The sequence below is a fragment of the Methylobacterium sp. AC690 genome, from assembly GCF_979256535.1.
This window is the reverse complement of the sequence record NZ_CEEDOX010000022.1, coordinates 41,014-60,014: the sequence shown is the minus strand read 5'-3', so window position 1 is coordinate 60,014 and position 19,001 is coordinate 41,014. Positions and strand designations below refer to the sequence as shown.

The following is a 19,001-nucleotide window of genomic DNA, read 5'->3' as shown; positions in this document are numbered from 1 at the left end:
GCATTTGCAACCTTGAATACCCATTCCCGGCGCGCGAAGAAGCAGACAGCGGGGGTGGTGGGTCACGGATATGGTCCGGGTCGACGCGTGCGGTGTTCCGTCGGGCCCGGTTGGGTTCGCCCTCAGCGGAGGGCCTGACCTGAGCGGAGGGCCTGCGGATCGCGGGATCGCCGCATGAGCCGCGCGGCGGATGTAGCCGGCGCCGATGCGCCGGCGCCGTCCGGCCTCTTACCCGTGTCCAAACTTCGTCTCGCCTTCACCGCCACGGACCACGTCAGCCTCGCCTACCAGGCGAACGGGATTCCGGTGATCCGGGAGATCGTGATCGCCAACGACACGGAGGCCGATCTCGTCGATCTCCGGCTGCGCGTCGAGAGTCAGCCGCCCGTGGTCAGTCCGCTGACGCTGCGCATCGGGCGGGTGGCTGCGGGTTCGAGCCATCGAGTCGAGACGCCGGACCTGCACCTCGATGCCGGCCTCCTCGCCGCCTGCACCGAGGCCGGCCCCCTCGCCCTGACGATGATCCTGGAGGATGCGGAGGGCGAGCGGGGGCGGGCGGTCGCCGAGATCCGTCTGCTGCCACCCGCGCACTGGGGCGGCGCCCGGAATGCGCCCGAACTTCTCGCCGCCTTCGTCCGGCCCGGCGATCCGGCCGTCGACGCCGTCCTGCGCGATGCCGCCAGGAAGCTCGGCGCGGCCGGCCGCCAGACTGCGCTGGACGGCTACGGCAGCGGCGGCAAGGTCCGGGCCTGGGACCTCGCCGGGGCGCTCTGGGCCGCCCTGGCCGACCATCGCCTCGCATCCATCCTGCCCCCGGCGCGCTTTGAGCAGGCCGGACAGACGGTGCGCGCTCCCGGCGAGGTGATCGAGGGCCGAGCCGGCACCTGCCTCGACCTCTCCCTGCTTTACGCCGCCTGCCTGGAGCAGGCCGGCCTGAACCCGGTGCTGGTGCTGACCGACGGCCACGCCTTCGTCGGCCTGTGGCTCCAGGACGAGACCTTCGCGAGCGCGACGGTCGACGACCGGCAGCAGCTGCGCAAGCTTCGCGATCTGCAGGACCTGATCCTCGTCGAGACGACGCTGCTGACGCACGATCCGCCGACGGCTTTCCGGACCGCGGTGGATCACGGTGCCGGGCTGGTGGAGGACAACGCTGCGGGGGGCCTCGACGTCGCCCTTGATATCCGCCGCTGCCGCCGGCGCGGCATCTGCCCGATGGATCTCGGCGGCCGGGGCGGGGAGGCCGCACCCGGTCCGGTCGAACCGCTGGACCAGGCCCTCTCGGAAGCCCCCGCCTTCGACAGGGTGGAGACCCCGCATGTCGACGCGGCGCCGGAGACCGCGGTCGGACGCCTGGAGCGCTGGAAGCGCAAGCTCCTGGACCTGTCGCTGCGCAACAAGCTCCTGAACTTCAAGCCCGGCAAGGGTGCCATCGTCCTCGAGGGTATCGAGCCCGGTGCCCTGGAGGACGGCTTGGCGGCCGGACACGCATTCCGGCTGATGCCGGTCTCCGACGGGCCGGTCGGGTCCGAAGGGGCCCTGGCCCGGAAAGAGATCCCCACCACCGCGACGGAGGCCGATCTCGATGGCCGCCTGCTCGATCTCTATCGCCTCGCCCGCGGCGGCTTCGAGGAGGGCGGAGCCAACATCCTGTTCCTGGCGATCGGGTTCCTGTCCTGGACCCGCAAGGCGGGCGAGGCCACCCACCGGGCGCCGCTGCTGCTGATCCCGGTCACCCTCCGGCGGGCCAGCGTCCGCGCCGGCTTCCGCCTCGCGCTGCACGACGACGAGGTGCGGATCAACCCGACCCTGCTTGAGATGCTGCGCCAGGATTTCCGGCTGCGGATGCCGGATCTGGAAGGCGACCTGCCCCGCGATGCGTCCGGCATCGACGTGGACGCGATCGTCCGAAGCGTCCGGGGCCACACGCGCGACCTGCGCGGCTGGGAGGTGGTGCCCGACATGGTGCTGGCGACCTTCTCCTTCTCCAAGCACCTGATGTGGAAGGATCTCGTCGACCAAGCCGGCCGCCTCACGCGCAACCCGGTGGTGCGCCACCTTCTCGAGACGCCCAAGCACGCCTACGGCGAGGGCGCCCCCTTCCCCGATCCGTCGCAGCTCGATCGGGACCATCCGCCCGAGACCGTCTTCGCACCGCTCTCGGCGGATTCCTCGCAGCTCTCCGCCGTCCTGGCGGCGGCCGGCGGCAAGGACTTCGTCCTGTTCGGGCCGCCCGGCACCGGAAAGAGCCAGACCATCGCCAACATGATCGCCCAGTGCCTGGCGCAGGGACGCACGGTGCTGTTCGTCTCGCAGAAGACGGCTGCCCTCGAGGTGGTGCAGCGGCGCCTGCAGGAGATCGGACTCGGCGATTACTGCCTGGAGGTGCATGCCACCAAAGCCCAGAAATCGGCGGTGCTCGGGCAGTTGCGCCGGGCCTGGCACGCGCGCGCCGCGCCTGAGCAGGCCGAATGGCCGGGCGCCACGCGCGCCCTCGCGAGCCTGCGCGCCGAGCTGAACGGCCTCGTGCAGGCCCTGCATCGGCGGCGGGAGAACGGGTTGACGGCCTACGAGGCCTTCGGACGCGTCATCGCGGCGGGGCCCGACGTGGAGCACTTCGTCCTCGCCTGGCCCGACCACCGGACCCACGAGCCGGACACCCTCGTGGCCCTGCGGGCGGCCTGCCGGGACTTGCGCCCCGTCCTGGCCTCGGTGGGGTCCCCGGCCGACCATCCGCTGCAAGGCGTCAGGGCGACCGAATGGTCGCCGGTCTGGCGCGACGGCCTGGGCGCCGAGATCGCCGCCGCCGTCGAGTCCCTGACGGCCCTGCGCGCGAGCGGCCGGGCCTTCGCCGCGGCGGTCGGACTCTCGGCCTTCCCGTCGACCGAGGCGGAGATCCGCGGCCTCCTGGATCTCGGCAACGCCCTGATACGTCCCGAGGCTGCCTGCGGAGGCACCTTCCTGGCGGACAGCGCGGGCGACCTGCGCCGGGCGGTGGCGGCGCGCGACCGCTTCCAGGCAACCCGGGCCGCGCTCCGCGGCCGGCTCACCGGCGCGTACCGGCCCGGCCTCCTCGACCAGGACCTGTCCGGGCTCCTCGCCGAATGGATCGCGGCGCGCGGCGCGAACTTCTTCGTTCGGGGCGGGCGCATGAGAAAGGTCCTGCTTCAGGTTCAGCCCTATGCCGACGGCGCATTGCCGGAGGATCTGGGGCCGGACCTCGCCGGCCTGATCGAACTCGCTCGGCACGGCCAGACCGCCCGGCCCGAGGAGGAGACCCTCGGCCAGCTGGGCCCGCCCTTGAGCGACCCGGAGGGGCCCGCCTGCGACTTCGGGCCGGCCATCGCCTGGGCCGAGACCGTGGCGCAACTCCTGCCCCTCCTCGGGTCGTCGAGTCTTGGCCCCGAGGGCCTGCGCGACGACGTCGTCCGGCTCGTCACCCAGTCGTCCCGGAGCCGGGAGGCGGGCGGTCCCCTTGCGCAGGCCTACGCCGCCTTCGCGCAGGATCACGCCCGGACACGCGCCGCGATGACGGCGTTGTCCCACCGAGCCGGGTCGGTCAATCCCGAGACGCTCCCGGCCGCGCAGGCGGACTGGATCGGCGCCAATCTCGCGCTGGCCCGGCGCTGGGCCTCCGGTCTCGGACGCGCCCAGGGCTGGTGTGCCTGGCAGGGGGCCGCCCAGGCGGCGCGCGACCTCGGCCTCGGCCCCCTGATCGAAGCCCTGGAGGCAGGCCGGATCAAGCACGACCGAGCCGAGGCGGCCTTCGAGATCGCCTATGCCCGCTGGTGGATCGATCGCGTCGTCGGCGACGACCCGGTCCTGCGCGGCTTCCTGCCCGAGCGCCATGAGGACGCGATCGCCCGGTTCCGCGCCGCGGATGCCCAAGTCGGCGACCTCGCCCGGCAGGTCGTCCGCGCCCGCCTGGGGAGCGGTATCCCGGGTCCGACGGCCTTCGGGAACGACCCCGAATGGGGCACGCTCTCGCACGAGCTGACCAAGAAGCGGGCACAGATTCCCCTGCGCAAGCTATTCGGCACGGTGCCGAACGCCCTCGCGCGGCTCACGCCCTGCGTGATGATGAGCCCGCTGTCGATCGCCCAGCACCTGCCCCCCGATGGGGCGTCGTTCGACGTCGTCATCTTCGACGAGGCCTCGCAGATCGCCCCCTGGGACGCCATCGGGGCGATGGCGCGGGGCAGTCAGGTGGTGATCGTCGGCGATCCCGAGCAGCTGCCGCCGACCAGCGTGGGCGACCGCGCCATCGACGACATCGAAGATGGCGGCGAGATCGCGGACCAGGAATCGATCCTCGATGCGTGCCTCGCGGCCAACCTCCCGCGGCGGACCCTCGACTGGCATTACCGCAGCCGCCACGAGAGCCTGATCGCCTTCTCGAATGCCCGCTACTACGGCGGCCGCCTCGTCACGTTTCCCTCGCCGGTGACCGAGGACCGGGCGGTGCGCCTGACCTTCGTCCCGGACGGCGTCTACGAGCGCGGAACCGGCCGCGTGAACCGCCCCGAGGCCCACGCCGTCGTCGCCGACATCGTGCGCCGCCTGCGCGATCCGGATTTCGCGCGGGCGCGGCGCTCCCTCGGCATCGTCACCTTCAACGGCGAGCAGCAGCGACTGATCGAGAACCTGCTGGACGCAGAGCGGCGATCCGACCCGGAGTTGGAGCCGTACTTCGACCGCGACCGCTGGCACGAGCCCGTCTTCGTGAAGAATCTCGAAACCGTGCAGGGCGACGAGCGCGACGTCATCCTGTTCTCGGTCGCGGTCGGCCCCGACCCGGGCGGCCGAACGGTGAGCACGGTGTCGTCCCTCAACAAGGATGGCGGACACCGCCGCCTGAACGTCGCCATCACGCGGGCCCGGCAGGAGCTCGTGGTCTTCGCCTCGATCCGGCCCGAGCAGATCGACCTCGGCCGCACCAGGGCCCGCGGGGTGCGCGACTTCAAGCACTTCCTCGAATTTGCCGATCGGGGCGCGCGGGCCCTCGCCGAGGCCTGTGCGCCCACCGGCGGAGCGGTCGAATCGCCGTTCGAGGCCGCCGTCCTGGCGGGGCTGCGGGCCCAGGGCTGGACCGTGCACGTGCAGATCGGAGTCTCGGGCTTCCGGATCGATCTCGGCATCGTCCACCCCGATGCGCCGGGACGCTACCTCGCCGGCATCGAGTGCGACGGCGCCACCTATCACCGCTCCGCGACGGCCCGCGACCGTGACCGCCTGCGCGAGCACGTGCTGACCGATCTCGGCTGGCGCATCCGGCGGGTCTGGAGCACCGCCTGGTGGGCCGACGCAGCCGGAGCCCTCGCCGAACTCGACCGGCGCCTGCGAGATGACCTGGAGACCGACCGCGCCAAGGCCGCCGAAGCCACGGCAGCGAGCGATCCGCGCGACGCACCCGCGCCCGATGCCCCGATCCTGACGGAACCCGCGGATCAAGCGACCGCCGCGGCGATGACGGGTGTCCCGAGCCCGACACCCCTTGCGGAGCCGGACGACGCGATGACGGCCCAACGACGCGACGCCGGGCTTCCCTCCGCCTGCGCACCGCCGCCGATTTCGACGATGCCGCCCGATCCGGCCTACCGTCTCGCGGATCCGTCCGAGATCGGCCTCGCCCTGGAGCCGGAGCGCTTCTACGACACGGCCTATCGCCCGGTCCTGGCGGCCCTGGTTGCGCACGTGGTCACCGTGGAGGGGCCGATCTACGAGGACGTGCTGCTCCGCCGCGTGGCCCGGGCCCACGGCCTGCAGCGGGTGGGACCCCTCATCCGCGAGACGATCCTCGATCAGGTCCCCGTCTCGGTGGCCCGCAGCGACGATGACGGCCGCGTCATCCTCTGGCCACCCCACGCCGAACCGCGGGCGCGTCATCCCTACCGGGTGGCACCCGCCGGGCTGCGCAGCCACGCCGACACGCCGATGCCGGAGCTCGTCGATCTCGCCGGGTCGGTGGCCCCGGGGACGTCCGAGCCCGAGGGCACGCGGCTGATGGGCCAGGCGATCGGGCTGTCGCGGGTCGAGGCGGCGACCCGGGTCCGGTTCGCGCGCGCGCGCGAACGCGCCGGAGAGGCGGGCCTGCCCCATGGCGGGCCACCCGAAGCCTGAACGGGCTATCGCCCCGAACGCCACCCGCCTCATCTGTCCGGTGCAGTTCGCGGAGAACGCCACGTGCGTGGCACGGCGCGAATTCGCGCGCCGGCCGTCTGGCCTCAGGCATGCGCATTCTGCCGAATCGGTAGGCGCGGACGCGGCGGAGCGCGCTCGTCGGCCGCGGCCGGGCCCGACAGCCAGTCAAACACCTCGGACCCTTTGCCAGCATCGGGACGTCGCGTCCGCCCACGCTCGAAACGCGGCTCCACCAATGTTCGACCTTGGTCCACCTGTCCCGGCGACAGATTGTGGGCGCGGATCCTGCCCTTGCCCGCCTATGCCACGGGGTTTATATCGCATCGCAACAAAAAGACCCTGCTGTGATCCGAGAGCATGTTCCTTTGTTCTATCAAGCAACCATCGAACTGAGCCTGACGCGCGATCCTATAGTTAGACAACTTACTTTTATGGCCGCGAGACAACCGTTAATTGTCGCACAAACCGCAGCGCGAAAGGGCGAGCAACGCCGGCCGTCGCGGAGAAAACGTCGATTTTCCAACTCGCGAATAATTGGCTTGGTTTCTGCTTCATTAGGAGAGATAGACGTGCACCGGAGCGAAATGGGACGAACCTGTCCCGATCCGCTCCAAGGCCACGGGCTTATGGGAATCAATGTCTGCTTATCCTGAGGGCACTGTCACGATGGACACCACTTCTGCTCGGAAGGGCCTTCCCGTGAGCGCCACCTCGACTGCGCTGACCGAAGTCCGTTCCAGCCGAGCCCGTGCCGCCCTGGCGGCCCTGCGCCCCGCCCTGGACCAGACCCTGGCCGCCCTGGCCCTGTTCCTAGTCGCCCCCCTCCTGGTCCTGGTCGCCCTCCTGGTGCGCCTGGACAGCAAGGGCCCGGTCCTGTTCCGCCAGACCCGCACCGGCAAGGACGGACACCCGTTCCAGATCTACAAGTTCCGCACCATGCGCGTGCTGGATGACGGGGCGGTCGTCCACCAGGCCACCCGCGGCGATGCCCGGGTGACCCGCGTCGGCGCCCTCCTGCGCCGGACCAGCATCGACGAGCTGCCCCAACTCCTCAACGTGCTGCAGGGCGACATGGCCCTGGTCGGCCCGCGTCCCCACGCCCTGGCGCACGACCTCTACTACGGCGCCGAGATCCCGACCTACCGCCACCGCTTCGCCGTCAGGCCCGGCATCACCGGATGGGCCCAGATCAACGGCTCGCGCGGACCCACCCCCACCCTGGCCGACATGCAGCGCCGCGCCGCCCTCGACCTCTGGTACATCGAGAACCAGAGCCTGCGCCTCGACCTCCAGATCCTCCTGCGCACCGTCCTGGCCGAAATCACCCGCCGCACCAACGCCTTCTGAGCACAGCCGTACGCCCTGCCTCGGGAATGACCTGACGCGGTCGCGACCGCGCCGAACGAGCGCCGATGGGACGGGACAGCCGAAGCGCCCGCTCGGGGCTGCCCTTCACCCAGCCGATGCGCTTGCGATAGGCTGGTGCGTGGTCGATTCACCACCCGCCTTCACGCAGAGCGACGCCCGATGCCCGCCTCCAACACTTTCGGCGCAAGGCTCGAATCCCTCCGGGGTTCGATCCAGCGGAACATCCACGTGGCCCGCCTGGCCGCCACCGTGGAAATCAGCAAGCCGCGCACCCGCGGCACCGGCTACGCGCTCTTCGCCCTCGGCATCGCGCTCGGCGTCCTGATCTCGTTCCTGCTCCAGTTCCTGGCCGTCCTGGTCATGATCGCACTCGGATTCGCCCTCGGCTACGCTGCCCGGTCCTACGTCTCGAAGCGTCGCAAGGACCGCTTCCTGCAGGAGCGCTTGTTGCGCTGAGCCGATTCCGGAGGGGTCGTCCCCCTGCGGCCCGTTCGGACGAAGCTCCGCCCGGCACAGAACCCTTCTTGCTCGGGACGTAACGTGGGTGAATGCCGCCGCCCGACGTGCCTGTCACAGTCGAAGGGCTGGCCGCGTCCCCCCGATGGCCAGTGTGGCCCTGCTTCGCGTTCCCCCCAATCGACCGCGGGCGGGGCCACCCCTTCGGAGAGGCTCGCCGGAGCATCTCTGCGCAGGAGATCCTCCTTCGCCGCGGGTCTGGGCTCGTCCCCTCAAAGAGGGCGCGAAGCGCGCATGCGGGCGAGCTCCATCGCGGCCAGCGCCATGGGGATGCCGATGAGGAGGAGGGCGAAGAGGAGGGCCATGCGTCACCGTCCGGAGGCGTCGGGTTGAGGCAGGCTGTCCGAGCACGCGGGGGGCCCGAGGCGAGACCCTGCCCGAGGGATCAGCATCAACGCCGCATCCGGGCAGAGGGTTTCGCGATTCCGCGAATCCGACGGGCATGCCCGCCAGGATCCGGTGCGCGTACATCCGGCGTCACCCGATCCGGCGGCATGGCCGTCGCCGGTCTGGCACCCCGAAGGCGCCACCGGCTTGAGCACACCCTGACGCATCATGGTTAAGGATTGATGAAGGGCCGGGCCTGCGGCGAACAGGATCGGGAACCCGGAGCCCTGCCGCCGACGCGGCGCCAAACGCCGCAGAGCTTGACCCGCGCTCGGCGCCGCGCCCCATATGGGGGCATGCCAAACCGGTCCGCCGAAACGCGCGCCTTCCTGATGAACCTCGCCCGAAACCTGCGCGCCGCCCGGTTGCGCCTCGGCCTTCCCGTGGAGAACCTGGCTTTCCCGTGGAGGACCTGGCCTTCCCCTGGAGGACCGGGCCTTCCTGGCCGAGGTCGATGTTTTGGTGATCCAGGCCGTGGAGCGGGGGGAGGGCGACGCGATTGATCTCGCCACCCTCGGCCACCTGGCCTGGGCCCTCGGCGTGACCCCGGACGCCTGCTCGCACAGCCGGGCAGATAGACCCTGCGCCGGGACGCCCTAGCGCAGGGAAGCGCCACTTCAAGAATGTCGCGTACAGGCAAGCTTTGCTATTCGCCTGTCCACAGGAACGGGACGGGGACGTATGACGGCAGAGATCGACACGCGGGTGCGCGGCGCCCGAACGGAGGAAACCCGGGCCGACAAGGCCCGGGCCCTGCGGCTCCGGCGGCTCTGGCGCAGCCACGACACCACGCTGCAATCCAGCGGCCTCGCCCTCGGCCGACCGGTCCTGACCTCCAAAGCCGCCACCGCGCGGCCGGACACACCCCAAAGTTCGGCAGGCGGCCTCACCGCCCGCGAACTCATCAACATGGCGCGCGCCGCGCGGCGCGACCGCGCCGGCACCCCATCCTGCCCCTCCTCCTGACGACCGGAACACCGCCTCGCGGCTCCCGTTGACGTGGGAACAGGGAGTGAAACCGATGGTCGACGTCTCGCAGATCAAGGAACATGCCGACGTGGTCGGCTCGGACGGCGCCCATGTCGGCACCGTCGATCACGTCGACAAGGGCGAGATCAAGCTGACGAAGAAGGACGCGGCGGCGGGTGGCCTTCACCATTTCATCCCGGTCGACTTCGTCCAGTCCGTCGAGGGCAACACCGTGCGCCTCGACCGGCCGGCCGAGGAGGTCAAGCGGGAATGGTCGACCTCCTGATCGCCCCGCGCCCCTTCGCCGGGTCCGTCGGCGACCGGGTCCGCGCATCCGCCTCGCCGACCCGAAGGAAGAGAACCCATGGCTGATGTCATCACGGGCGATTTCGGCACGAGCCGGGAGGCCCTGGCAGGCCTGGAGCGCGTCTTCGGGGAAGCGGCCGGCCTGCGGGTCGGCCTTCGCCGCATCGAAGCGCCCCACGGCGACGAGCTTCAGGTCACCGTCGGAGCACAGGCGCTGTCGGTTCCCCGGCCCGTGGCCGTCGTCCTGGCCAATGCCGCCGGTGAGGACGAGGCGGACCGCATCGGCAAGGCCGTCCTCGAGGCACTCCAATTAGCGGAGAGCCTGGGCACAGGGCCATTCTGAGAAGCGGCCTTTCTGAAAAAGCGGCCGTTCCGAACCGGTGCACCGATCAATTGACGCTTTTCATCTTGCCAGCCGGCGTCCGAACCGCTTTCCTTCCCGGGCTGCCCGTGCTGGTCCTCGGGTGATTGGCAACAACCTTCAGCGCCCGCGGCCCACCGGCCTGCGGGCGTTCTTCTGTCGGGTCGCCAGATGTCGGTGCGCCAGGACTGCGCTCAATCCACGGCCGCCCCGTGCAGCTCCGCGCTGGTAAAGCGCTGCTGCTCGGCCATCACGAGGCCGGCGAGTTCGCGCTTGAGGGCGTTGAACTCGCCCGAGGCGGTGTCGCGCGGGCGCGGAATTTCCACCGTCATGTCGCGCTTGATGCGCCCCGGCCGGTAGGTCATCACCAGGATGCGGTCCGCGAGGTAGATCGCCTCCTCGATGGAATGGGTGACGAAGATCACCGTCTTGCGGTACTCGGCCCAGATCCGCAGCAACTCGTCCTGCAGGGTCCGCCGGGTCAGGGCGTCGAGGGCCCCGAAGGGCTCGTCCATCAGCATCACCGGCGGGTCGAGGGCCAGGATGCGGGCGATGGCCACGCGTTGGCGCATGCCGCCCGAGAGGTCCTTCGGGTAGCGCTTGCGAAAATCCGACAGGCCGAGGGTGGCGACGATGCGGTCCACCGTCACCGTGGCGTCGGTCCGCGGCACGCCCCGGATGTCGAGACCGAAGCGCACGTTGTCCTCCACGTTCATCCAAGGAAACAGCGCGTATTCCTGGAAGACCATGCCGCGGTCGGGTCCGGGCTCGGTGACGGGGCGGCCGCCCATGATGATCTGCCCGGCGCTGAGCGGGGTGAAGCCCGCGATGGCGTTGAGCAGGGTGGACTTGCCGCAGCCGGACGGCCCGAGCAGGCAGAGGAACTGCCCCTCCGGCACCGTGGCGGTGATGTCGTCCAGGGCCGGCACGGCGCCGTCGCCCGTCCCGAACACCTTGCTGGCGTGGGCGATCTCGATTTGCGCCGACATGATCAGGCGTCCCGGTTCAGCGTTCAAGGCCGCGATGCCAGCGCAGGAGGTGGTCGTTGAGGCGCGACATCGCCCCGTCGATGATGAGCCCGAGGACGCCGATGGTCAGCATGCCGCCGATGATTTTGTCGGACCACATGTACTCGCGGGCCTCCAGGATGCGGTAGCCGAGCCCGTCCGAGACCGCGATCATCTCGGCGACGATGACCACGATGAAGGCGGTGCCGATGCCGATGCGCATGCCTGCGAGTACGAAGGGACTCGCCGCCGGCAGGATCACCCGGCGAAACATCGTCCAGGAACCGGCCCCGAGGTTGCGGGCGGCGCGGATGTAGATCGAATCCACTTGGCGCACCCCCGCGATGGTGTTGACCAGCACGGGGAAGAAGGTGCCCAGCGCGATCAGGAACAGCGCCGGCGGATTGCCGAGGCCGAACCAGACGATGGCGAGGGGAATGTACGCGATCGGCGGGATCGGCCGCAGGATCTCGAGGAGCGGGCTGAACAGCCCGTAGAGCCGGTCGCTGGTCCCGAGGAGGAGCCCGACCGGCACCGCGAGGCCGGCGCCGAGGCAGAACCCGGTGAGGACCCGGGCGAGACTGGCGATGGCGTCGTGGGGCATCTCGCCGGAGAACACCCAGTGCCAGTAGCCTTCGGTCGCCGGGTCGTAGGGCAGCCCGGGCAGAATGCCCTGGTACCACTTCACCGCCACCGCGCTCGGCGGCGGCAACACGATGGGGGAGAACACGCCGGCCCGGCTCAGCACCTCCCACAGGATCAGGAGAACGAGGGGGACGATCGCGCCGCGGAGCCGATGCATGGGTCCGCTCAGTTCGTCTTGAGTTCGGCTTTGGCCTTGTCGAGGAGGTCGGTCTTCACCCACTCGGCATCGGATTTCGGCGGGTTCACCATCTTACCGAGGCCGTACTTGACCATGTAGTCGGTCGTGGTCTGCATGTGCCCGGCCGGCACGTCGTAGGTGTACTTGGCGTTGGCCATGCCGTCGCGGAAATCCTGGCTCGAGAGCTGGCCCTTGAACACGGTCTCGCGGACGTATTTCTCGGCCAGCGCCGGGTCGTCGATGAAGGCCTTCGTGGCGGCGACGAACAGCTTGAGCACCTTGGCGGCGACCTCGGGACGCTCGTTGTACATCTTCTCGGTCATCACCAGCGGACGCACCGGCACGCCGATGGGCGTGTCGTAGGGCTTGACCACCTCGGTGGCGTAGCCGGCGCTGATGGCCTGGGTCGATTGCGGCTCGCTCTGGCAGATCACGTCGACGTATTTCTGCGCCAGGGCCTGGTTCAGGTCGGCGTAGTTGTTGAAGTAGATCAGTTGCACGTCCTTGCCGGCCCGCTCGGACCAGGTCATCCCGTGCTTGTCGAGTTCAGCCAGGAGCATCAGGTCCTGGGTGCCGCCGCGGACGGTGGCGACCTTCAGGCCCTTCACGTCCTTGAGGGTCTTGACGGTGTCGAGGTCGGGCCGGCGCAGGATGCGCACGCCGCCATTGGCGAAGCCCGCCACCACGTAGAGCTTCACGCCGTTGCCGCGCGCGGCCACGGCGCCGTCGGCGCCCGAGGCCGAGATGTCGATCTGGTCCACCGCCATGGCGGGGTAGATGTCGGCCCCCTTGGCGAAGACCTTCTCGTCGATCTTCAGGCCGAATTTCGGAGCGATCTCCTTCATGTAGGAGATGGCGCCGTAATGGGCGAATTTCAGGTTGCCGAGGCGCACCACATCCTCGGCCCGGGCGCTGCCGAGGCCCCCCAAGGTCGCGAGAACGAGCAGGGCTGCGCGCGCGGTCGCGTGGCGCTTGAACATCGGCTTCCTCCGGTCGCGGGTCGTGTCGCCCACTTCGTCCGCCGCGAAAACGGTCGGTACAGGGTTGAATAAGCGTATTCTGGATTCGAAAGTAAACCCGCCCGGGAGAGAGTTTTGACAGCCATGGAAATGGATGAAATCGAACGGGTCACCGTGTTGGGCTGCGGAACCCTGGGCGCCAGCTGGGCGGCCCTGTTCCTCGCCCACGGCCTCGACGTGGCGGCCTACGACCCGGCGCCCGGCTTCGCGGCGGCGGCCGTCCGCGCGGTCGAGGCGGCGCGGACGCAGCTGGCCGAGCTCGGCCTGACCGGGCAGGGCACGCTGCGCTTCCACGACCGTCTGGAGGACGCGCTCGCGGGCACGGGCTTCGTGCAGGAGAACGCGCCGGAGAACGAGGCGGTCAAGCGCGCCCTGCTGGCGGAGGTCGATCGCCGGCTGCCCCCGTCGATCCTCGTCGCCTCGAGCACCTCGGCGATGCTGCGCAGCGCCCTCGTGGCCGACTGCGCCCGGCCCGAGCGGATCGTGGTGGCGCACCCGTTCCACCCGCCCCACCTCGTGCCCCTGGTGGAGATCGTGGCCGGCGACCCTGCCACGGCGGCCCGGGCCGCCGCCTTCTACGCCCGGCTCGGGCGCCGGCCGGTGGTGCTCGCCCGCGAGATGCCGGGCCATATCGCCAACCGCCTCGCCTCGGCCCTCTACCGAGAAGCCGTCAACCTCGTGGCCGAAGGGGTGGCGAGCGTCGCCGACATCGACGCCGCCCTGTGCAACGGCCCGGGCCTGCGCTGGGCCGCGATGGGGCCGCACATGACCTATCATCTCGGGGGCGGGGAGGGCGGCATCCGGCACTATCTCGACCACCTCGGTCCGAGCCAGGTCCGGCGCTGGGCCAGCCTCGGGACCCCGGAGCTGACCGAGGACGTCAAGGACCGGATCGTCGCCGGGATCGAGGCGGAGGCTGCCGGCCGCTCGCTCGCGGTCCTGGCGGAGCGCCGCGACCGCGCGCTCATCGAGATCCTCAAGGCCCGCACCGAGGTGGCGGGGCAGGACCCCTGAGCCACCGCACGCCGCTCGATCCCGGATCGGCCCCGCCCGCATTCCCGAAGGCAGACCCAGCGTGAGCGAATCCCGGCACGAAAGACCGCCAGACCTCCGCCCCCTGGTGGTCCTGACCAATCCCATCCATCCGGAGGCCGTCGCCCGGCTCTCGGGCGAGGCCCGGGTGCTCACCGCCGCGGACACCCGGCCCGAGACCCTGCGGGCCCTAGCGGCCGAGGCGGCAGGCCTGATCGTGCGGGCGCAATTGCCCGACGACATCCTCGACCACGCGCCGCTCCTGCGCGGCATCGTGCGCCACGGGGTCGGGCTCGACTTCGTGCCCCTGGAGGCGGCGACGGCCCGCGGCATCCCGGTGGCCAACCTGCCCGGCAGCAACACCCAGGCGGTGGCCGAGTACGTTTTCGCGGCCCTGCTCCACCTGCGCCGCCAGCTGGCGCCCCTGGACCGCACCCTGCGCGAAGCCGGCTGGCTCCCGGCGAAATCCCGGGCGAGCGACCTCGGCGAGATCGGCGGGACGACCCTCGGCGTCCTCGGCACCGGGGAGATCGGCCGCCGGGTCGCCGCCATCGCCCGCCACGGCTTCGGCCTGCGGGTGCTCGGCCATTCCCGAAGCCCGAACACCGCCGGCGGACTGATCGAGCCGGTGGACCGGGAGACCCTGTTCACGGAAAGCGACGCCGTGGTGGTCGCCTGCCCGCTGACGCCCGAGACCCGCGGCCTCGTCGATGCGGGGCTGATCGGCCGGATGCGGCCCGACGCCGTGCTGATCAACGTGGCGCGCGGTCCCATCGTGCGGGACGACGCCCTCGCGGCGGCCCTGCGGGCGGGGGCGATCGGGGGTGCGGCCCTCGACGTGTTCGGAACCCAGCCGCTACCCGCGGACCATCCCTACTTCGCCTGCCCGAACCTACTCCTGACCCCGCACGTCGCCGGCACCAGTGCCGCGAGCCTGCGGGTGATGGGCCTCGGCGCCGCCGAGGCGATGCTGTGCATCCTGCGCGGCGTCGCGCCTCCGAACCTCGTCAACCCGGAGGCTCTGCAAACGGCGGACTGAGCGCGGCCGGCGGCTCGGCTGCGCCACGCACAGGACGGTTAAGGAATTCCTGCCTCGCCATGCATGGAGCGCATCATCGTCCCGTCGTCAGAGCGATTGCTGCAGCGCAACATCGGGCCCAGATCACTCTTACCGCGAGCGTGCTGCTCGCCCCCGTCCCGACTGCGCGAGATCGCCATGTCCGCTTCCCCCACCGTCTCCCCGTCCGTCCTGCCGCGCAGCCCGGCCGCCGACGGCCTGTTCGTCCGCATGATCCAGGCCTGGCTCGGCCACTACCAACGGCTGATCGACGCCGGCGCCCATCCGGTCTGAGCGGCCGGCCTAGTCACCGGATCCCGGCCCCGGCCCGGCGAGTTTTCCCTCCCGGACCGGCGGAACGTCGTCGGCCCCCGCTTATCGCCGCCGCCGCAAGCCTGTAGAACAGCCCTCGCCGGAGGGTGGAGCACACCGCCCCCGGGACACGCCTCGACCGCCCGTCGAGAGTGTTCAGCGCGGAGGAGCGGCCGATGGATCTCGGATTGCGCGGCAGGACGGCCCTCGTCCTCGGAGCCGGCGGAGGCCTCGGGCGCGCCATCGCCACGGCGCTGGCGGCCGAGGGCGCGCGGGTCGCGGCGGCCGACATCGATGCCGGTGCCCTCGCGCCCACCCTCGCGGCCATCGCGTCGACCGGGTCGGAGGGGATGGCCCTGACCTGGGACCTCGCCGACCTGTCGCAGATCGAGGGGCACGTCGCCGCCATCGAGGCGCGGCTCGGCCCCGTGGACATCCTCGTCAACAACACCGGCGGCCCGCCGCCGACGCCGGCCTCGGGCCAGGCGCCCGAGCTCTGGGCCCAGCACTTCCAGGCCATGGTGGTCTCGGTCATCGCGATCACCGACCGGGTCCTGCCGGGCATGCGTGCCCGGAAATGGGGCCGGGTCATCACCAGCACCTCCTCCGGCGTCGTCGCGCCGATCCCGAACCTCGCGATCTCGAACGCGCTGCGGCTCTCCCTGGTCGGCTGGTCCAAGACCCTGGCGCGGGAGGTCGGGGCCGACGGCGTCACCGTCAACGTCGTGCTCCCCGGCCGCATCGCGACGCAGCGCATCCTGTTCCTCGACAACGCCAAGGCCGCGCGCGAGGGCCGCGCCGTGGAGGCCGTGACGGCCGAGAGCACGGCCGCGATCCCCCTCGGGCGCTACGGCGATCCGCGCGAGTACGGCGACGTCGTCGCCTTCCTGGCGAGCGCCCGGGCCGCCTACGTCACCGGGTCGGTGACCCGGGTCGATGGCGGGCTGATCCCCAGCGTCTGACGCCCCGAGGTTCCGGGCGGCACGGCCGCGCGGGCGATTCTGCTACTCCGGAGGACACCATGGCTCTCACCAGCGCGATCAAGGGCGTGATCCCGATCGCCCCGACGCCCTTCCATCCCGACGGCCGGGTCGACGAGACCTCCCTCGACCGGATGTCGGATTTCTTCCTCGGCGCGGGCATCGACGGCCTCACCATCCTGGGCCAGCTCGGCGAGGCGCCGAAGCTCGACCATGCCGAGGCGGTGGCCATCGCCCGGCGGGTCATCGGGCGCATGGACGTGCCGGTCCTCGTGGGCGTCTCGGCCCCGGGCTTCGCGGCCATGCGCTCGCTCGCCCGGGAGGTGATGGAGCTGGGTGCGGCCGGCGTCATGATCGGGCCGCCCAACACCCTGCGCACCGACGACCAGGTGGTGGCCTATTACCGCAACGCCGCCGAGGCGATCGGCCCCGACGTGCCCTTCGTGATCCAGGATTACCCGCTCACCTTCTCGGTGGTGATGACGCCCGCCGTCATCCGCCGGATCGTCACCGAGACCCCGTCCTGCGTCATGCTCAAGCACGAGGACTGGCCGGGCCTCGACAAGATCACCGCCCTGCGCGGCTTCGAGCAGGATGGCTCGATGCGCCACATCGCGATCCTCACCGGCAACGGTGGCCTGTTCCTCGACTTCGAGATGGAGCGCGGCGCGGACGGGGCCAATACCGGCTACGCCTTCCCGGAGATGCTCGTCGACGTCGTGCGCCTGTCGCGGGCCGGCGAGCGCGATGCGGCCCACGACCTCTTCGACGCGCACCTGCCGTATTTGCGATACGAACAGCAGCAGGGCCCCCTGGGCCTGGCGGTGCGCAAGTACGTCTTCCAGAAGCGCGGGATCTTCGCTTCGGACGCCCAGCGCAAACCGGCCGCGAGCCTGTCGGCGCAGGGCCGGGCGGAGGTCGACTACCTCCTGTCGCGCATCGCCCGCGTCGACCCGCGGGCCCGCGTGGCCCCCTGACCCCCGGAACCGGACGAGCATCATGAGCAAGGGTCTGCGCAAGGGCCTCACCAGCTACGGCGACGCGGGCTTCTCCCTGTTCCTGCGCAAAGCCTTCATCAAGGCGGCGGGCTACTCGGACGACGCCCTCGACCGGCCTATCGTCGGCATCACCAACACGGCGAGCGACTACAATCCGTGCCACGGCAATGCCCCGGCCCTGATCGAGGCGGCCAAGCGCGGGGTGATGCTGGCCGGCGGCCTGCCCATGGTATTCCCGACGATCTCGATCCACGAGAGCTTCGCGCACCCGACCTCGATGTTCCTGCGCAACCTCATGGCGATGGACACCGAGGAGATGCTGCGGGCCCAGCCGATGGACGCCGTCATCGTCATCGGCGGCTGCGACAAGACCCTGCCGGCGCAGATCATGGCGGCGGCCAGCGTCGACCTGCCCACCGTGGTCATCCCCGTGGGTCCCATGGTGGTCGGCCATCACAAGGGCGAGGTGCTGGGCGCCTGCACCGATTGCCGCCGGCTCTGGAGCGCGCACCGCGCCGGCGAGATCGACGAAGACGAGATCGAGCGCGTCAACGGCCGCCTCGCCCCCTCGGTGGGCACCTGCATGGTGATGGGCACCGCCAGCACCATGGCCTGCGTGACGGAGGCGCTCGGCCTGTCCCTGCCGATGAGCGCCACGGTGCCGGCGCCCCATGCCGAGCGGATCCGCATCGCCGAGTCGAGCGGGCGCCGCGCCACCGAGATGGCCCTGTCTGGCGGCCCGCGCCCGAGCGCGCTCCTCACCCCAGCCGCCTTCCGCAACGCCGAGGTTGTGCTGCAGGCGATCGGTGGCTCGACCAACGGCCTGATCCACCTGACCGCCATCGCCAACCGGACGCCGCACGGCATCGACCTCGACGCCTTCGACACCCTCGGGCGCGCGGTGCCGGTGCTCGTTGACCTGAAGCCCTCCGGTCAGCACTACATGGAGCACTTCCACCATGCCGGCGGCGTGCCGGCCCTGCTCCGGAACCTCGGATCGCTGATCGACCTGGAGGCCGCCACGGTCGCGGGCGGGACCCTGCGCGACGTGGTGGCGGCGGCCGAGGCGGTGCCGGGGCAGACCGTGATCCGCTCCGCCGACGATCCGATCAAGCCCGTGGGCGCCATGGCGGTGCTGCGCGGCAACCTCGCTCCGCGCGGCGCCCTGATCAAGCACAGCGCCGCGAGCCCGGCCCTGCTCCAGCATACCGGCCGGGCGGTGGTGTTCAACTCCATCGCCGACATGACCACCCGGATCGACGACCCCGACCTCGATGTCCGGCCGGACGACGTCCTCGTGCTCCAGAACGGCGGCCCCAAGGGCGCGCCGGGCATGCCGGAGGCGGGCTACCTGCCGATCCCGAAGAAGCTCCTGGCGCGCGGGATCAAGGACATGGTGCGCATCTCCGACGCCCGGATGAGCGGCACGGCCTTCGGCACCATCGTGCTCCACATCACGCCGGAATCGGCCGTCGGCGGTCCCCTCGGGCTCGTCCGGACCGGAGACCGCATCCGCCTCGACACCGCCGGCCGACGCATCGACGTCCTCGTGGACGACGCGGAACTGGAGGCCCGCCGCGCCGCCCTCGGCCCGGTGCAACGACCGGACTGGGCACGGCGCGGCTACGCGCACCTGTTCTACGGGTCGGTTCTGCAGGCGGACGAGGGCTGCGACTTCGACTTCCTGCGCGCCGAGCCGATGCCCGACAGCGAGGGCTAGGGCCG

16 protein-coding genes are annotated in these 19,001 nt (G+C 71.0%); 13 read left to right on the top strand and 3 right to left on the bottom strand.

The annotated features are described in order from the left end of the window. Positions 1-234 precede the first annotated feature (234 nt). From AC0IY1_RS21840 to AC0IY1_RS21810, 7 genes are all read left to right on the top strand, one after another. Positions 235-6,120 (top strand): DUF3320 domain-containing protein, encoded by a 5,886-nt coding sequence (locus tag AC0IY1_RS21840; protein ID WP_471772353.1) that lies wholly within the window; start codon positions 235-237, stop codon positions 6,118-6,120. 720 nt (positions 6,121-6,840) lie between these two features. Next, positions 6,841-7,488 (top strand): exopolysaccharide biosynthesis polyprenyl glycosylphosphotransferase, encoded by a 648-nt coding sequence (locus tag AC0IY1_RS21835; protein ID WP_471772351.1) that lies wholly within the window; start codon positions 6,841-6,843, stop codon positions 7,486-7,488. Positions 7,489-7,668: 180 nt separating this feature from the next. Next, complete coding sequence (locus AC0IY1_RS21830; protein WP_471772349.1) at positions 7,669-7,965, top strand: hypothetical protein; 297 nt, start codon at positions 7,669-7,671, stop codon at positions 7,963-7,965. A gap of 909 nt (positions 7,966-8,874) precedes the next feature. Beyond that, on the top strand, positions 8,875-9,012 hold the full coding sequence (locus tag AC0IY1_RS21825) for a hypothetical protein (protein ID WP_471772348.1): 138 nt from the start codon (positions 8,875-8,877) through the stop codon (positions 9,010-9,012). A gap of 81 nt (positions 9,013-9,093) precedes the next feature. Further along, positions 9,094-9,378 (top strand): hypothetical protein, encoded by a 285-nt coding sequence (locus AC0IY1_RS21820; protein ID WP_471772344.1) that lies wholly within the window; start codon positions 9,094-9,096, stop codon positions 9,376-9,378. A gap of 55 nt (positions 9,379-9,433) precedes the next feature. After that, positions 9,434-9,667: a DUF2171 domain-containing protein gene (locus AC0IY1_RS21815; RefSeq protein ID WP_055951739.1), complete on the top strand. Its 234-nt coding sequence runs from the start codon at positions 9,434-9,436 to the stop codon at positions 9,665-9,667. Positions 9,668-9,745: 78 nt separating this feature from the next. Further along, positions 9,746-10,030 carry a hypothetical protein gene (locus AC0IY1_RS21810; protein ID WP_471772341.1) on the top strand — a complete coding sequence of 95 codons (285 nt, stop codon included), beginning with the start codon at positions 9,746-9,748 and terminating at the stop codon, positions 10,028-10,030. Between the two features lie 212 nt (positions 10,031-10,242). Here AC0IY1_RS21810 and AC0IY1_RS21805 read toward each other — a convergent pair whose 3' ends face one another. From AC0IY1_RS21805 to AC0IY1_RS21795, 3 genes are read right to left on the bottom strand one after another with little or no spacing between them, the layout of a single operon-like run. Beyond that, positions 10,243-11,037 (bottom strand): ABC transporter ATP-binding protein, encoded by a 795-nt coding sequence (locus AC0IY1_RS21805; protein WP_055951733.1) that lies wholly within the window; start codon positions 11,035-11,037, stop codon positions 10,243-10,245. A 16-nt stretch (positions 11,038-11,053) separates the two neighbouring features. Further along, on the bottom strand, positions 11,054-11,857 hold the full coding sequence (locus AC0IY1_RS21800; protein ID WP_055951730.1) for an ABC transporter permease: 804 nt from the start codon (positions 11,855-11,857) through the stop codon (positions 11,054-11,056). 8 nt (positions 11,858-11,865) lie between these two features. After that, on the bottom strand, positions 11,866-12,858 hold the full coding sequence (locus AC0IY1_RS21795) for an ABC transporter substrate-binding protein (protein WP_082513001.1): 993 nt from the start codon (positions 12,856-12,858) through the stop codon (positions 11,866-11,868). A gap of 129 nt (positions 12,859-12,987) precedes the next feature. Here AC0IY1_RS21795 and AC0IY1_RS21790 point away from each other — a divergent pair, with 129 nt between their 5' ends. From AC0IY1_RS21790 to AC0IY1_RS21765, 6 genes are all read left to right on the top strand, one after another. Next, on the top strand, positions 12,988-13,911 hold the full coding sequence (locus AC0IY1_RS21790; protein WP_471772338.1) for a 3-hydroxyacyl-CoA dehydrogenase NAD-binding domain-containing protein: 924 nt from the start codon (positions 12,988-12,990) through the stop codon (positions 13,909-13,911). A 106-nt stretch (positions 13,912-14,017) separates the two neighbouring features. Further along, on the top strand, positions 14,018-14,968 hold the full coding sequence (locus AC0IY1_RS21785) for an NAD(P)-dependent oxidoreductase (protein ID WP_471772336.1): 951 nt from the start codon (positions 14,018-14,020) through the stop codon (positions 14,966-14,968). 177 nt (positions 14,969-15,145) lie between these two features. Beyond that, positions 15,146-15,280, top strand: coding sequence for a hypothetical protein (locus AC0IY1_RS21780; protein WP_280137539.1), 135 nt, complete (start codon positions 15,146-15,148; stop codon positions 15,278-15,280). 194 nt (positions 15,281-15,474) lie between these two features. After that, positions 15,475-16,260 carry an SDR family oxidoreductase gene (locus AC0IY1_RS21775; protein ID WP_471772334.1) on the top strand — a complete coding sequence of 262 codons (786 nt, stop codon included), beginning with the start codon at positions 15,475-15,477 and terminating at the stop codon, positions 16,258-16,260. A gap of 59 nt (positions 16,261-16,319) precedes the next feature. Beyond that, positions 16,320-17,255, top strand: coding sequence for a dihydrodipicolinate synthase family protein (locus tag AC0IY1_RS21770; protein WP_471772332.1), 936 nt, complete (start codon positions 16,320-16,322; stop codon positions 17,253-17,255). Between the two features lie 22 nt (positions 17,256-17,277). Next, positions 17,278-18,996: an IlvD/Edd family dehydratase gene (locus AC0IY1_RS21765; RefSeq protein ID WP_471772330.1), complete on the top strand. Its 1,719-nt coding sequence runs from the start codon at positions 17,278-17,280 to the stop codon at positions 18,994-18,996. Positions 18,997-19,001 lie beyond the last annotated feature (5 nt).

Coding starts and splice junctions, on each gene's coding strand:
- AC0IY1_RS21830 (WP_471772349.1), top strand. CDS start 7,669: ATGCCCGCCTCCAACACTTTCGGCGCAAGGCTCGAATCCCTCCGGGGT.
- AC0IY1_RS21820 (WP_471772344.1), top strand. CDS start 9,094: ATGACGGCAGAGATCGACACGCGGGTGCGCGGCGCCCGAACGGAGGAA.
- AC0IY1_RS21815 (WP_055951739.1), top strand. CDS start 9,434: ATGGTCGACGTCTCGCAGATCAAGGAACATGCCGACGTGGTCGGCTCG.
- AC0IY1_RS21810 (WP_471772341.1), top strand. CDS start 9,746: ATGGCTGATGTCATCACGGGCGATTTCGGCACGAGCCGGGAGGCCCTG.
- AC0IY1_RS21805 (WP_055951733.1), bottom strand. CDS start 11,037: ATGTCGGCGCAAATCGAGATCGCCCACGCCAGCAAGGTGTTCGGGACG.
- AC0IY1_RS21800 (WP_055951730.1), bottom strand. CDS start 11,857: ATGCATCGGCTCCGCGGCGCGATCGTCCCCCTCGTTCTCCTGATCCTG.
- AC0IY1_RS21795 (WP_082513001.1), bottom strand. CDS start 12,858: ATGTTCAAGCGCCACGCGACCGCGCGCGCAGCCCTGCTCGTTCTCGCG.
- AC0IY1_RS21790 (WP_471772338.1), top strand. CDS start 12,988: ATGGATGAAATCGAACGGGTCACCGTGTTGGGCTGCGGAACCCTGGGC.
- AC0IY1_RS21780 (WP_280137539.1), top strand. CDS start 15,146: ATGTCCGCTTCCCCCACCGTCTCCCCGTCCGTCCTGCCGCGCAGCCCG.
- AC0IY1_RS21775 (WP_471772334.1), top strand. CDS start 15,475: ATGGATCTCGGATTGCGCGGCAGGACGGCCCTCGTCCTCGGAGCCGGC.
- AC0IY1_RS21770 (WP_471772332.1), top strand. CDS start 16,320: ATGGCTCTCACCAGCGCGATCAAGGGCGTGATCCCGATCGCCCCGACG.
- AC0IY1_RS21765 (WP_471772330.1), top strand. CDS start 17,278: ATGAGCAAGGGTCTGCGCAAGGGCCTCACCAGCTACGGCGACGCGGGC.